15 protein-coding genes are annotated in these 14241 nt (G+C 55.8%); 6 read left to right on the plus strand and 9 right to left on the minus strand.

Features of this window, described 5'->3' with window-relative positions; genetic code table 11:
• Positions 1–15 precede the first annotated feature (15 nt).
• From M6D89_RS09125 to M6D89_RS09140, 4 genes are all read right to left on the minus strand, one after another.
• Positions 16–876 (minus strand): TraB/GumN family protein, encoded by an 861-nt coding sequence (locus tag M6D89_RS09125; RefSeq protein WP_253967755.1) that lies wholly within the window; start codon positions 874–876, stop codon positions 16–18.
• 23 nt (positions 877–899) lie between these two features.
• Complete coding sequence (gene dtd, locus M6D89_RS09130; protein WP_253967756.1) at positions 900–1337, minus strand: D-aminoacyl-tRNA deacylase; 438 nt, start codon at positions 1335–1337, stop codon at positions 900–902.
• A gap of 27 nt (positions 1338–1364) precedes the next feature.
• The gene (pip, locus tag M6D89_RS09135) at positions 1365–2336 is read right to left on the minus strand and encodes a prolyl aminopeptidase (RefSeq protein WP_253967757.1); all 972 of its coding nucleotides are present in this window, start codon (positions 2334–2336) and stop codon (positions 1365–1367) included.
• A gap of 119 nt (positions 2337–2455) precedes the next feature.
• On the minus strand, positions 2456–3748 hold the full coding sequence (locus tag M6D89_RS09140) for an endo-1,4-beta-xylanase (RefSeq protein WP_253967758.1): 1293 nt from the start codon (positions 3746–3748) through the stop codon (positions 2456–2458).
• Between the two features lie 123 nt (positions 3749–3871).
• Between M6D89_RS09140 and M6D89_RS09145 the strand changes: the two genes are divergently transcribed.
• Positions 3872–4999 carry a PQQ-dependent sugar dehydrogenase gene (locus tag M6D89_RS09145; protein WP_253967759.1) on the plus strand — a complete coding sequence of 376 codons (1128 nt, stop codon included), beginning with the start codon at positions 3872–3874 and terminating at the stop codon, positions 4997–4999.
• Positions 5000–5123: 124 nt separating this feature from the next.
• On the opposite strand, the gene M6D89_RS09150 is transcribed toward M6D89_RS09145, so the two are convergent.
• Positions 5124–5480 carry a thiol-disulfide oxidoreductase DCC family protein gene (locus M6D89_RS09150; RefSeq protein ID WP_253967760.1) on the minus strand — a complete coding sequence of 119 codons (357 nt, stop codon included), beginning with the start codon at positions 5478–5480 and terminating at the stop codon, positions 5124–5126.
• A 127-nt stretch (positions 5481–5607) separates the two neighbouring features.
• Here M6D89_RS09150 and hemH point away from each other — a divergent pair, with 127 nt between their 5' ends.
• Positions 5608–6624 carry a ferrochelatase gene (hemH, locus tag M6D89_RS09155; protein WP_253967761.1) on the plus strand — a complete coding sequence of 339 codons (1017 nt, stop codon included), beginning with the start codon at positions 5608–5610 and terminating at the stop codon, positions 6622–6624.
• A 5-nt stretch (positions 6625–6629) separates the two neighbouring features.
• On the opposite strand, the gene M6D89_RS09160 is transcribed toward hemH, so the two are convergent.
• Both M6D89_RS09160 and M6D89_RS09165 read right to left on the minus strand, forming a co-directional pair.
• Positions 6630–7430 (minus strand): sulfite exporter TauE/SafE family protein, encoded by an 801-nt coding sequence (locus M6D89_RS09160; RefSeq protein ID WP_253967762.1) that lies wholly within the window; start codon positions 7428–7430, stop codon positions 6630–6632.
• Positions 7431–7432: 2 nt separating this feature from the next.
• Complete coding sequence (locus M6D89_RS09165) at positions 7433–7660, minus strand: peptidase S14 (protein WP_253967763.1); 228 nt, start codon at positions 7658–7660, stop codon at positions 7433–7435.
• Positions 7661–7724: 64 nt separating this feature from the next.
• On the opposite strand from M6D89_RS09165, the gene M6D89_RS09170 reads away from it, so the two are divergent.
• The 3 genes from M6D89_RS09170 (at position 7725) to M6D89_RS09180 (ending at position 10109) form a co-directional block, all read left to right on the plus strand.
• Positions 7725–8405: a TrmH family RNA methyltransferase gene (locus M6D89_RS09170; protein ID WP_253967764.1), complete on the plus strand. Its 681-nt coding sequence runs from the start codon at positions 7725–7727 to the stop codon at positions 8403–8405.
• 563 nt (positions 8406–8968) lie between these two features.
• Complete coding sequence (locus M6D89_RS09175) at positions 8969–9766, plus strand: transporter substrate-binding domain-containing protein (RefSeq protein ID WP_253967765.1); 798 nt, start codon at positions 8969–8971, stop codon at positions 9764–9766.
• A gap of 1 nt (position 9767) precedes the next feature.
• On the plus strand, positions 9768–10109 hold the full coding sequence (locus tag M6D89_RS09180; RefSeq protein WP_253967766.1) for a hypothetical protein: 342 nt from the start codon (positions 9768–9770) through the stop codon (positions 10107–10109).
• A gap of 33 nt (positions 10110–10142) precedes the next feature.
• Here the strand turns inward: M6D89_RS09180 and M6D89_RS09185 are convergent, their stop codons facing one another.
• Both M6D89_RS09185 and M6D89_RS09190 read right to left on the minus strand, forming a co-directional pair.
• A complete protein-coding gene (locus tag M6D89_RS09185; RefSeq protein WP_253967767.1) occupies positions 10143–10943 on the minus strand; it encodes a DUF4824 family protein in 801 nt (266 codons plus the stop codon).
• Positions 10940–12001, minus strand: a complete 1062-nt coding sequence (locus M6D89_RS09190) for a DUF2157 domain-containing protein (protein ID WP_253967768.1) — start codon at positions 11999–12001, stop codon at positions 10940–10942. Before M6D89_RS09190 ends, M6D89_RS09185 begins: the two co-directional genes overlap by 4 nt.
• 213 nt (positions 12002–12214) lie before the next feature.
• Here M6D89_RS09190 and M6D89_RS09195 point away from each other — a divergent pair, with 213 nt between their 5' ends.
• Positions 12215–14176 carry a glycoside hydrolase family 97 protein gene (locus tag M6D89_RS09195; RefSeq protein ID WP_253967769.1) on the plus strand — a complete coding sequence of 654 codons (1962 nt, stop codon included), beginning with the start codon at positions 12215–12217 and terminating at the stop codon, positions 14174–14176.
• The last annotated feature ends 65 nt before the right edge of the window (positions 14177–14241 follow it).

Genomic DNA, 14241 nt, shown 5'->3' on the forward strand with positions numbered 1-14241 from the left:
GTTAGCGCAAAACGGCTAGTAACGTTTTACTTGATACCCCTCTTGACGCAGCATTTCAATAACGCTGTCGGGACCGGCCAAGTGAAGCGCCCCCACCATAATCATTTCCGTCTCGGGGGTTTTCACAAACTCATTTACCTGACTAATCCAGGCGCGGTTGCGATCGCGCAAAATGGTGTTGTACAAGTCTTGCGAATACTCCTGCATAGGCTCGCCACCCAGCTCAAACAATGCTTGATGATCCCCGGTTTTAAAGGCTTTGACCATATCGTCCATTAGTTGAGGCAAATCCGCCAAATCATCCAGGGTGTAACGCATAAAATTATCGGCGTTCAGCTCGGTCATCGCCCGCAAAAACTGTAACTGCTCGTCGGGGGTCTCCAGCCAAGCCAACTGTTTACCCTGCTCGTTTGCCATGCGGGTATAGCGTGCATCCACGCCCTCGGCGAAGCCCAATTTTTGCATTTCCATTATCGATAAAGTCAGGGCCACAAAGGCCGGCTCAAAGGTCTGCAGCTGCGCCAAGGGAAAGCTGCGCTGCTGCGCAAACTGGCTCAGCCTTTCATATACCTCGGGACTTAATCGGGTCTGCAGGCTTTCACCGGCGGGTAGCATCATCATTTGCGTCATTTTCGTCGCAAAGGCAGGGGCTTGTACCGCCGCCATATCCGTTTCAAACACTAAGGTATCCGCATCGGCAAAGGCCTGGGGGTATTCCTCAGATAACGGGTAGTCGGCGGGTTTTAGTAAATGGATCGTGCCCGCCACAATGACTTTATGCTCGCCTTTAGTCGCCTCCCACACCAAGGCATCGGCGTAGGATTGGCCGGCAACAAACAATAAAGTTAAAAAGAAAAAACGAAGAGTCCTTTGCATAAGAGTTCCTATTGGTTTTTAGGTTATGATTTGAGTGTAAAGGTAACCGGGCCATCATTGATTAACGACACCTGCATATCCGCCGCAAACTCACCGGTTGCGACCTTGGGGTGGGCCGCACGCAGCCGCTCGACAAAATAATCGTAAAGCTCGCGAGCTTTGTCGGGGGTGGCAGCACTGGAAAAGCCAGGCCTTAACCCCTTACTGGTATCGGCGGCCAAAGTAAACTGCGATACCGCCAGTACCCCCCCACCCACTTGTGCGACGTTTAAGTTCATTTTGCCATCGACGTCGGAGAACACGCGATAGGCAAGCATTTTTTTAAGCAGTTTATCGGCCGAGGCCTGGGTATCGTCGCGCTCGATGCCCAGCAGCAATAACAGCCCCCGATCAATTTCGCCGATACATTCGCCCGCGACACTTACTGAGGCACGGCTGACGCGCTGAATTAAACCTATCATCTACTGTTAACTACTGTGTCGAAAAGATTAGGCCAAGTGATCGGTGTCGTGGCTAAGCTTGCGCGCCAGATCATCGGTGGCGCGAATCAGCGCGTCTACAATGCCCGCCTCGCGCGAGGCGTGACCGGCGTCGCGGATGATTTGCAGCTCGGCCTCGGGCCAGGCTTTTTGCAAGGCGAAGGCGTTATCCAGAGGGCATACCATATCGTAACGACCGTGGACAATCGTACCGGGGATGCCAGCCAGCTTATGAGCATTGTCGATAATCTGGTTGTCATCCAAAAAAGCGCCGTTAATAAAGTAATGGGCTTCAATGCGGGCTAGGGCCTGAGCCTTAAAGGGGTTGGAGAAGGCATCGACCACGTCTTGGTTAGGGCGCAGGGTGGCGCAGCGGCCCTCCCACAAAGACCAGGCCTTGGCGGCCGACATTTTCTGTAACTCGTTATCTCCGGTGAGTCTTTTGTAATAGGCGCGCATCAAATCGTGGCGCTCGTCAGCGGGAATAGGCGCGAGAAAATCATCCCAATAGTCGGGGAAGATCGCGCTGGCGCCGTCTTGGTAAAACCACTGTAAATCCCGCTCGCGGCACAGGAAGATACCGCGCAGAATCAACCCTAGCACCCGCTCGGGGTAGGTTTCGGCGTACACCAGGCTAAGAGTGGAACCCCAGGAACCGCCAAACAGCGCCCACTGTTCGATGCCTAAGCTGGTTCGAATACGCTCGATGTCTTCCACCAGGGCCTGGGTGTTATTACCTTCTAAAGACGCGTGGGGCGTAGAACGTCCGCAACCGCGCTGATCAAACAGGATAATCCGGTAGCGCTCGGGGTCGAAAAAGCGCCGATCATACTTGCCACAACCTGCACCCGGGCCACCGTGAACGAACAGCACAGGAATACCGTCGGGGTTACCAGACTCATCTACATACAATTCATGAGGCGGCTCGACGGGTATTTGATGCCGCGCAAACGGCTTAATTTCGGGATAGAACATCAACATGGAAGACGGCCCTGGGACGGTGAAAGACAGCGATTAATTATCAGCCTGCAACTTAGCACACAAAGCCGTTGGGAGGGAGACCCCGGTGCCTTGCACCGGGGATAAAGCGATCAATAAACTCAGTTACAACCCTGTCCGGTAAAGGCGTCGGCCACCCCCTGCAGAGCAGGTTTAGCGGACAAATCGGCATTAAACAGCAGCGGCCAGACATCGTCATAGTCGGCGCCGGTGGAATTTGCAAACTGGTTCATCAGCCAGCTTTCGTCATCGGTCAGACCCCATACAGTAAAGCCGCCGCGCTGCTCGGCCGGTACGGTATCCAAGTAAACTTCCGCCACCTGACAAAAACGCTGTTTTTGGTCATTGGCCAGCTGCTCGTCGTACTCGGGCTGGGCCGGTGGGTTGCTACCATAGGGGTTCACTACCGACACATCAATCTCGGTCAGCTTAACCTTAAGCCCCATATCCACCACCTGCTGGAAAGCATTTTCAAAGTGGCTAAGCGAGGGGTAACCCATGTAAATGTGCATCTGGAAACCCACACCATCGATGGTGCCCTCTTCGTTCAAGGCCTCGGCAATTTGCAGGGTTTTGTTCAAGCGCGTCTCGTTGGCGGTGTTGTCATAATCGTTGTAGTACAAATCTACATCCGGAGCGGCATCGCGCGCTGCCTGGAAGGCCACCTTGAGGTATTCGGGAATATCGCCGTCGGTCGCTGGAGGCAGCTCATTGTAGAACACCGACCGGCGGAAACCGTCACCGGCGCCCTGATCGACGGCCTCGTTCACCACGTCCCAGCTGGTGACCACACCCGGGTACTCAGTTTCAAAGTGTTGCACCACGTTTGTCACATGGTCGGTTAACATGGCGGCAAAATCACCGTCATAATTATTCATAAAGCCCGGCACTTGGTAGCTTGAATGCCATACCAGAGCGTGGCCGTGGACGGTCATACCGTTGGTTTCGGCAAAGCCCACCAGCTGATCGGCATCGCCGAAGGTGAAGGTGTCTTCCTGCGGATGCAGGTAGCTCATTTTCATAATATTGCCAGCGGTTAACTGGCTAAAGTGCCGGGTAATCACATCCTGACGCGCACTGGCGTCGCTGTGATTGAAAATACTGTAATTCTCATTAGCGGCCGATACCGCCACCCCGACCGGAAAATCCGTAGGCGTTGTCGCATAAAGGTCAAAATCGGGCTCTATCGCAATGGGCCCTTCCGAGCTGACGGACGAGCTGGAGGAGCTGCTCTCAACCGAGCTGCTGGATGAGCTAGAGGATGAAGACACAACCGACGATGAGCTGGACGAGCTTGCCGGAGGCGGCGTATCACCACCACCCGAGCCACCGCCACAAGCGGTCAGAGCGGCAACCACGCCAAGTAAAGTTATGTGGTGTAGATTCGTTTTCATAGCGGACCTTCGTTATTATGCTTTTACAGTTGTATTTGTTGACATTTCAAATAGTCAGTCAGACCATATTAGCGCGCCGCACGCCAATTCTCAAGCGCTGAATAACCGATTAAAGGAGCTGTTATGAAGTTACGTCACCTAGTCTGCGCCTGCGCCCTGGCCTCAATGAGCTTTGCGCCCGCCCTCAATGCGCAAACCATTGAAACCGAACGCGCCGATATCGAGTTGCAAACAGTAGCCCAAGGGCTGGAAAACCCCTGGGGCCTGGCCTTTTTACCCGACGGCTCAATGCTGGTGACCGAGCGTACCGGCACCATGCGCAAAGTCGGCGCCGATGGCGAAGTCAGCGAACCTCTGACAGGTTTGCCCGAAATATTTGTACGCGGTCAGGGTGGCCTGCTGGATGTCGCGGTCGACCCCAACTACGCGGACAACGGCTGGATTTACTTCAGCTACTCCGAACCCGGTGACGGTGGCAACAGCACCGCTCTGGCCCGCGCCAAGCTGGACGGCAAGGCTCTGGTCGAACTTGAGCTGATTTTTAGCCAGCAACCCAAAGTCAGCAGCAACAACCACTTTGGCTCGCGCATTGTGTTTAAAGGCGACGGCACCTTATTTTTAACCTTGGGCGATCGCTACAGCCGCATGGACGATGCCCAAACCCTGGATAATCACCACGGCAAGGTCATTCGCATTAACACCGACGGCAGCGTACCTGCCGACAACCCCTTCGTTGACACCGAGGGCGCGCTGCCCGAAATCTGGTCCTACGGCCACCGCAACATGCAAGGCGCCACTGTTCACCCCCAAACCGGTGAGCTGTGGAGCGGCGAGCACGGCGCCCAGGGCGGTGACGAGCTGAACATCGACCGCGCGGGCCTTAACTACGGCTGGCCAGTGGTCACCTATGGCGAAGATTACGGCGGTGGCAAAATTGGCGAGGGGTTTAAAAAAGAGGGTATGGAAACCCCGATCTACTACTGGCTGCCATCGCTGGCCACGGCGGGCCTGACCTTTTACACCGGCGATGTCTTCCCCAAATGGAAAGGGGATATTTTTGTCGCCAGCCTGCGCGCTGAAACCCTGTCGCGGCTGGATATAGAAGGCGAGCGGGTGTTACATGAAGAGCGCTTATTGGCCGACGAGCTGGGCGAGCGCTTGCGTCATGTGGTGCAGGGCCCCAAAGGGTATTTGTATCTGCTAACCGACGCCTCGGACGGCAAAATTATTCGAATCGCCCCGGCTGATTAACAGCCTATTGAGCCCCGTACCCCCGCTCAGTGACACTGGGCGGGGGTATAGAATCGTCTTATTAAGTCCCCACGGGGCCAAGTAATGCGAGCAATCGGTTAATGACAGTATCAGTGCCCTTGGCTCAGTGTTCATCGTTTACCCTCGCCTCAATCCAATCGCAGCGATCTACCCGTCGGCTGGCCCAGCGCTGGTATGCCCAATTGGCAAACGTGCGAATTCCCGGCCACAGCAACGGGCGCCATAAAAAACCAAGGGGCGTGTAACCCCAGGCAGCCACATTGGCCTCTAACCCAATCGCCCAACTTTGGTCGTCGTATTGCAAGTGTAGCTGACGCAGCATTTGCTGACGTTGATAGTCAGACACCGACGCTTCGTGCACGTCCACCAGCGTCAACTCCGCCGATTTAATTCGGCTTAACCAGCGCATCTCGCGGCGACACCAATGACAGTATCCGTCGTAATACAGAAAGGCTTTCATAGACGACCCTGTTTTACAGCATGAGTGATTTATATTTTCTATACGACGTATAAAAACGCGAAGATCAATTCAGCAGTTGCAAGCTGTTAGAATTAAACCTGACCCGTAAAGCGATTGGACAGCATCTATGCCAGCGAGATTTAGCGCCCTCACCGACAAGGCCCACGACACCGTAAAAAAAGCCCCTCAAGTCGGCGTATTGCTGACCAACCTGGGCACCCCTGATGCCCCCGATGCACCGGCACTGCGAAGATACTTGGCGGAGTTTTTATCTGACCCGCGCATTGTGGAGATTCCGCGTGTTATCTGGAAGGTCATACTGCACGGTATCGTTCTGCGAACCCGTCCCAGGCAATCGGCCAAACTCTACCAAAGCGTCTGGACAGACGAAGGATCGCCCCTGCTGGTCATAAGCCAAAAACAGCGAGACAAAGTGGCCGCGCGGATGGAGGGAAAAGCCGTGGTGGCATTGGGTATGCGCTATGGAAACCCCTCTATTGCCAGCGCGCTGCGCGAACTGCAGGCAGCGGGAGTCAAGAAAATTGTAGTTCTGCCCATGTACCCGCAATATGCCGCCTCTACCGTGGGCTCAACCTTCGATGCGGTCAGTCGCGAGCTGCAACACTGGCGCTGGGTGCCCGAGCTGCGTTTTATCAGCGGCTATTGTGAAAACGAACGCTACACTGACGCCCTGGCCAATAGCTTAAAAGAGCACTTGGCCCAGCACGGCGCCCCGCAAAAATGGGTGTTCTCGTATCACGGCACCCCCAAATTTTGCCTGGAAAAAGGCGACCCCTATTACTGCTTTTGTATGAAGACCACCCGTCTGGCAGCCGAAAAAGCGGGATTAAATCCGGATGACTGTTTAACCACCTTTCAATCGCGCTTCGGTAAGGCGGAATGGCTTAAGCCTTACACCGACAAAACGCTGGAATCACTTCCGGCGCAAGGCATAAAACATATTGCCATTTTAAGCCCGGCGTTTAGCGCCGACTGCTTAGAGACGTTAGAAGAGCTTGAAGTGGAAAACCGCGAAGCGTTTACCGAGGCAGGCGGTGAGACCTACCACTATATTCCCGCGCTCAACGACCGCGACGACCATATTGATGCGCTGATGGACACCCTGGATAAGGCGGGGCTGTAAATAGGTTAACCGCCCCAGACATCAAACAGTACCTTGATGGCCAGGGACACCATCATGACCGCAAACACCTGCTTAAGGCGCGCCACCGGAATACGGTGCGCCACCTTCACCCCCAAGGGAGCGGTTACCAAGCTCATACACGCCATGGCAACCACCGCAGGCCAGATCACATACCCGAGCGCCAGGGGGCTATCGGTGGCACCCCAGCCGTTAATCACATAGCCAATGCTACCGGCCAAGGCAATCGGCAAGCCCACCGCCGCCGAGGTGCCAATGGCCTTGGCCGGGTGTTGGTTGCACCAAATCAAAAAAGGCACGGTAATCGAGCCGCCGCCAATTGCCACCAGGGCCGAGACTCCGCCAATACCGCCGCCCACGCCGAACATGGCGGGCGCCGAGGGCAACTGCCGGTCGGCACTGGGGGCGCGGCCAAACACCATATACCAGGAAATAAACGCCATAAACGCGGCAAAAAAAGTGGCGAGAAACTCCGTGGGCAAGTGCGAAGCAATAAACGTGGTGGCAAAGGTCCCCAGCAGCACACCGGGCGTTAGCTGCTTAACCGCCACCCAGTTAACCGAGCCTCGCCTGTGGTGGGCGCGCGCGGAAATAACCGCCGTGGGCACAATGGCCGCCATAGACGTGCCCAGGGCAAAATGCACAACATGCTCAGGCGCCACCCCCTGATGCGCAAACAGCATGGCAAGAATAGGCACCATAATGCCGCCCCCGCCAATCCCTAACAGCCCGGCGAAAAATCCCGTTATCCCGCCCAGAGCGAGGTAGGCCAACAACCACCACTCCATGGTTAATCCTTTTCTTTATCGCCTTTGGCTTTGCCCGGCCCTTCGCGCTCCATACGCGCAAGCTCGGCTTTGTACTTTTCCAGGTCCTCCCAATCGTAGGGTGAACCCACATTTAGGCCCTGCTCCAAGTGCGCCGCGCGCTCGCGGGCATTGTGCTCCAGCGAGTGATCTTCGGCCTCTTTTTCCTGCTGCTCTTTCTCGTACTTTTTCAAAAACTCGGACGCTTTCATACAACCTCCTGCGATTTGCCCAGCGGCCCCGCTATAATGACGCCTTTTTTGCCCGGATAACACCATGAGCCGCGAGCGTTTCGAAACCTTTAAAAAAGCTTTGCGTCAGCGTCAGCCCGACATGACCGTGCTGACCGACAAAGTCCACAAAGCTCAGAACATTTCTGCCATTTTACGCACCGCCGAAGCCGCCGGCATTGGCCACATTCATATGGTACGCCCCGAGCGCGGCCACCTGGTGTATCACAATACCGCGGGCGGCATAGGCCGCTTTACCAGCCAGACGGTGCACGACACCATTGAAGAGGGCTGCAGCGCCCTGCGCCAACAGGGCTTTACCCTGTATGCCGCCCACTGGTCCGAGCGCGCCATCGACTACCGCGAAGCCGATTTTACCCGCCCCTTCGCACTCATTATGGGCGCCGAAAAACGCGGCTTATCGGACTATGCCGCCGCCGAGGCCGACGCCCACCTGACCATTCCCAATATGGGACTGGTCGAAAGCTACAACGTCAGCGTCGCCGCCGCGATTATCCTGCAAACCGCTATGGAACAACGCGTTCGTGCAGGGTTATACGAGCGCCCCTTGGAAGAAGATGACCACTACTGGACCACCCTGTTCGAATGGATGCACCCCAAAATGGTGAAATACTGCCGCAAGCACAACCTGCCCTACCCCGACATGGACGAAGACGGCGATATTATCCCACCCCGCGACGAGCGCTACCGACGACCGTTTGATTGATATATCCATTTAAGGGAGTAGCGACTAATAGGCTACTCGTGGTCATCCTCATTTGCCCCGATTACATCTAAACCGGATGCCGTGGGAATACGCGTGTATCAATGTGTAGAAAGCTTTGGCCCCGAGTCAGCCCACTACCTTGCAGAAGAATGTGAAAGATCCTAATCCCTTTTAATAAGCCCGCGTCGCCGGGCGTTGCGAGTTACTTTTTTCGGCAAAAAGTAACCAAAAACCTCGCCCAACAACTGGCCCCTACGGGGTCCCCTCGCTCCAACCAATTTTAGCGGTCGGTCTAAACCGCACGTCCATGTGCGCTTAGACCTTTCGCGCTCGTCCAAGAGCGCTCAACCCCTAAAATCGGCCTCCACTCGGCTCAGTCGTAATTGGGCGAAAACCCCTATCGGTTCCACGGTTACAGCTCAATTTAAAAACGGGTCGCTAGGCAATATTCACCCCAATCAAAATAAACACAAAACACACCCAGCCACCCCCAAGGTGGTATTCCCCCCATTCGTGTAATAGTATCAACCCCGGATTTGATTGAACCCATAACGGAGTAACCCATGACATCTGTGGCAAAAATATTTACCGGCCTGTGCCTGCTGGTAGCCAGTCTTTTCACCCTGCAAGCGCAAGCCGACACCCTGGACAAGGTGCTGGACAAAGAAACCCTGCGCGTGGGCGTGGCCCTGTTCACCCCCTGGACCATTAAAAATGAAAAAGGCGAGCTGAGCGGCTTTGACGCCGATATTGCCCGTAAACTGGCCGCCGATATGGGGGTAAAGCCCGAAATCAAAGTTTACGAGTGGGACGATATTATGCCCGCGCTTAACAAGGGCGAAATTGACGTGATTGCTGCGGGCCTTGCGGTTACCCCCAAGCGCGCCCTGCGCCTGGAATTCTCACAGCCATACTCCGAATCGGGCGTAGGTTTGGCCACCCACACCGACAAAACCAAACACATCCGCTCGCTGACCGAGCTCAACCACAAAGACATCACCATTGCCGTGGTAAACGACAGCATTGGCGCGAGCTTGGCCCCCTCGGTGTTTACCCAGGCGAATATCCAAACCTTCGATACAGCCGATAAGGCCGAAAAAGCCATTCTGGAAGGCAAGGCCCACGGCTATGTCGCCAGCCAGGCGGTAGTGCGCTTTTTCGCCATGGACAACAGCGACACCATCGACGTCCCCCTGCCCGAGCCGCTGCTTAGCTACAAAGTGTCCTTTGGCGTGCGCAAAGGCGACCAGGCACTGCTAAACTTTTTAAATGCTTGGGTGATGGCACGCACAGCTGATCGCTGGTTACCAGCCACTCAAGATTACTGGTTTGATAGCCTGGAGTGGCGGGAGGCGCAATAACATGGCGCTTAAAGATACTTTAATGCTCAGCCTGGTCGCTGGCAGTGTCGCGTTCACCGCAACCGCACAAGACGGCGGCGGGGCCGCCGCCTACGATGAACGTGTGGTGGAGGAAGTCGTGGTACAGGCTCGTGGCTGGCGCAAAGAGGCACCCGAGCTGGAAATACCCGATACCACCCCGCGCTGGGAAATCTCTGACGAGACTCGCGAAAAAATGCAAAGCCGCATGCAATTTGGCTACGACCCGGTGCTGGAGGAAATCCGCAACACCGATAACCGCGTGCAGGTGCGCGGCAATATGGCCGAGCCCGAACCCTCTACGGTGTTTCGCGTCAGCTTCTAAGTATTCCCCTCAGGGCGCCCATCGGCGCCCTTTTTATTTCCCACAATCACCCTCACAAGGCTCCACACTGTCAATCCACGGCATTCCCAATGCCCCCAGCGCCAGAGTGGCCCGGTAGCGAGGTTTAGGTTTAGCCAGCGGTTGCTGATAACTGACCGTAGTGGCACTCACCCCTAGCTGTTGCGCCTGAGACCGACTTACATGAAATTGTCCCACGCCCCTAAGGCGCACGTTTACCTTACGGGTTTCGCACTCTGCATAGGGTGCAATGCGCGCGGGCAAAAGCAGAACTGGCTCGGAATACTCCGCCGCTGTCTCAACCAGAGCAGATTCGGTAACGGCGACCGCGACGGCAATCAGGCGCGATGCTCCCTGTCGCTGGCTGGTGAACTGCCGCTGCGCCCGCTCCAGCGCCTCGATGTCATCTTCGCGGCCGCTGAGCGCCAGGGTTTCAGCGTCGGCCAGGTTTTGCTGATACTGTGCCAGCAAGCGCTGGTAGGGCGCCCCGCCATACACCAACAACACAAATCCATCGCGAGAGTCGCGGCGCCCATGGCAATTCTCGCCGCCCAAATCCAATGCATTAAAGGCCGTTTCACTAAGCGCCATACTGTGGCTGGGGTAAAAACCATAGCGGGATAAAGGCGAATTGCCCTGCCAACGCAATGATAAAGTGCGGGTGGCATCGTGGGCGCGGGTCGACGCCAGCGCCAGCTCGCGCTCGGTCAGATCGAGACGCTTTACCTCCCCCCAGTGCCGGTTGATTCCCACTTGGGCCAACATCCAAACGTTAACGCCGACCACCACAATGGCCGCATAACAGAACAGCTTCATACCCCTGCCCCCGCCAGCTTGCGCAGCCGCGAAAACACCACCAGCGCCAACAAAGCCGTAAGCCCCAACAGCAAAAAGAACAGTGACTTGGGCAACCAATTCCACCACCAATCAAAAAACTTGGTGTAGAGAAACAAAAAGAAAAACACATTGCCGGTAGCCACCACCGGTGCCCAACCCCGCTTAACCCCAAGCCCAATGGCGCCGGCGCTGACGGCAAAACCCAACAGCTGATAAACGCCTTCGATGGTGTTGTGCTCCCATGGCAAATAGCTGGCACGGCCCCAGTTGGCCAACACCAAAATCACCACACACAGGGCGGTCAGTGACAAGACGCGATAAATACTGGCAAAGCCCTCAAAGCGCGCCTGAGAAATGACCGAGGGCAGGAAAAACAGCACCAGGGTAGGCAAGATAAAATGCTCAGGGTGCTCACCCACCGACAACCAGTAAGTGCCGCTGTAGGTGGCGCTTTGCGCGCCAATAAAGGCAAACAGCGCCAATATAGCTACCGCCAACAGCAGCTTCACCCCCAGGGCATAGGCCAACAGCGCCGCGTATACCGCGTAAACCGCCAGCGCCCCAGGCGAGGGACTAAAATTAAACATCTGCCCCAGTAAAGCGATATTAATCACAAAGCAGGCAAAGCTGATCATAGCGGCGATTTTGGCGAAGTAACGGGCCTGCCCATCGCGCTTTGCAATCGCGACCACAAGCGCCAAAGTGAGAAGCGGGGCGGCCACCAACACGGCCACTTGCCACACAGTGCCAAGCAGCCCCCAGTACTGCTGAAAAAAGAAAAACACACTGGCCGCCAGGGCCCAGGCACCGATAAAGCTGACCACCTGCATGCCCAGACTGAGGCGTTTGGCGCCCTCCACTAAATCGACATCGTGCGATTGCTGCAGTTGCTGTAACTGCTCGCGATGATAATCGGTTATCGCCTCGCGCTGGCTGTCGCTAAGCGACAGAACCGACTCCACTCGCGCCAGCTCGCGGCGAAAAGCGTAAATATCGTCGGCCCGGGCCTGCGCCTGGGGGCGGTTGAGTGCTTCCATCGACAAATTCCTTGTTATTATTCACCCGGCAATTGGCACGGCCGCCAGTATTTTAAAGGGCGACAATCAAGTGGATCGGGACCATCAACTTGCTTGCCAGAGTCTGCCGCTACTTTTTACTCTGCACAAGTCTTAAACTTCTTTACTTGTCTGCGGCCCCCAGCCGAGGCAAGATATTGCCATCTAACCGGTTACAAAATAAAAAGGGTATCTATGAAACTGACCTGGCAAGCCGCCACCGGCGCACTGTTACTCGGCACTTTTCTCGCACCACTAAGCCAAGCCGACAGCTTTGAGCTGACCTCTCCCAATGGCGAGCTGACACTAGACATCAATACCGACGAGGTTCTGCAATGGTCGGCCAGCCTGGACGGCAAACCCGCTATTGCCCCCAGTGAATTGGGGCTGGTGCTCAAAGGCGACGGCAATATTGCCAGCGAGATCAAAGTAACCTCAGCCGACACCACCGAGGTCGAGAACCTGTTAACCCCCGCCGTCGCGCACAAAAACGCTCAGATAAAAGAGCATTACCGCGAGCTTAAGCTGCGCTTTGCCAACGGCTATGGGGTGGATTTTAGAGCCTATAACGATGGCGCCGCCTATCGATTTGTGGGCGAAAACGACCAGCAAATTGTGGTGCAAGAAGAGATAATGGCACTCAACTTCCCCGAGCTGACCGAGACGTTATTCCCCGAAGAAGAGACCTTAATTTCCCACTACGAGCGCCTGTATGTGCCGGAGATTCTGGCCGAGATTGAAGCGCCGCGCTTTGCCTCGCTGCCGGTGTACTTTAACGCCGACGGCATCAATATACTGTTTACCGAAAGCGATTTGCGCGATTACCCCGGCCTTTTTGTTGCAGGCACAGGCACCGACGGCGTAACCGCCAAGCATCCGGGCGTCGTCACCAAAGCCACTCCCATGGCGGGCGCTGAAGACCGCAACCAAGACATCACCATGGCCAAACACATTGCCGACACTAATGGCAATCGCACCTTTCCCTGGCGCCTGGCGGTTATCACCGACAGTGATGCCGAGTTAGTGCAAAGCGAGCTGGTGTGGCTGCTGGCCGAAGAAAACCAATTGCCAGACGCCAGCTGGGTAAAGCCCGGCCGCATCGCCTGGGACTGGTACAACGCCAACAACTTATTCGGCGTGGATTTTGAGGCAGGCTTAAACACCCAGACCTACAAATACTACATCGATTTCGCCGCCGACTATGGCTTGGAATACGTCATTCTGGATGAAGGCTGGACCAAAACCACCACCAACATCGTCGAGTCCAACCCCGACATGGACATCCCCGAACTGATTCGCTACGGCAAAGAAAAAGGCGTGGGGATTATTCTGTGGGCGCTGTGGGGGCCGCTGGATAAAGACTACCAAAACATCCTTAAAACCTACGGCGAATGGGGCGCGGCGGGTATTAAAATCGATTTTATGCAGCGCTCAGATCAGTACATGGTGAATTACTACGAAAAAATCGCCAAAGAGGCCGCCAAACACCAGTTACTGGTGGACTACCACGGCGGCTTTAAACCCGCCGGCCTGCGCCGCACCTACCCCAATGTTATGACCTATGAAGGGGTTAAAGGCAACGAAAACAACAAGTGGAGCCAGGACATTACCCCCGAGCACAACGTCACCCTGCCCTTTACCCGCATGGTGGCCGGGCCCATGGATTTCACCCCGGGCGCGCTGCGCAACGCTCACTTGCCGCAGCATCACGTTAGCCACTTTCGTCCGGTGAGCATCGGCACCCGCGCCCACCAAGTGGCTATGTACGCCGTATACGAAAGCGCCTTGCAGATGCTGTGCGAGTCGCCTTCAACCTATCAAAAAGAGCCGGAAGTGACCGAATTTATCGCCCACTTCCCCTCGGTTTGGGACGAAACCCGGGTACTGGATGCTTCGGTAGGTAACTATATTCTGGTAGCCCGACGCAGTGGCGACGCCTGGTACCTGGGCGCCATGACCGACGACACCGCCCGCACCTTAAAAGTCGACTTTAGCTTTTTGGGCGAAGGCGAGTACCAGCTGGATCTATTGCGCGACGGTCTTAACACCGAACACTACGCCGAAGACTACAAACGCGAACAACGCAGCATCAGCGCCGGAGACACCATAGAGATCAACCTGGCCAGCGGTGGGGGTTGGGCTGGGATTGTGCGCTAAGCGCTTGTCTGAGGTCTGATGTCTGAGGTCTGATGTCTGAGGTCTGAGGTCTGAGGTCTGAGGTC

The sequence above is a fragment of the Gilvimarinus xylanilyticus genome (assembly GCF_024195295.1).
Taxonomy (GTDB): domain Bacteria; phylum Pseudomonadota; class Gammaproteobacteria; order Pseudomonadales; family Cellvibrionaceae; genus Gilvimarinus; species Gilvimarinus xylanilyticus.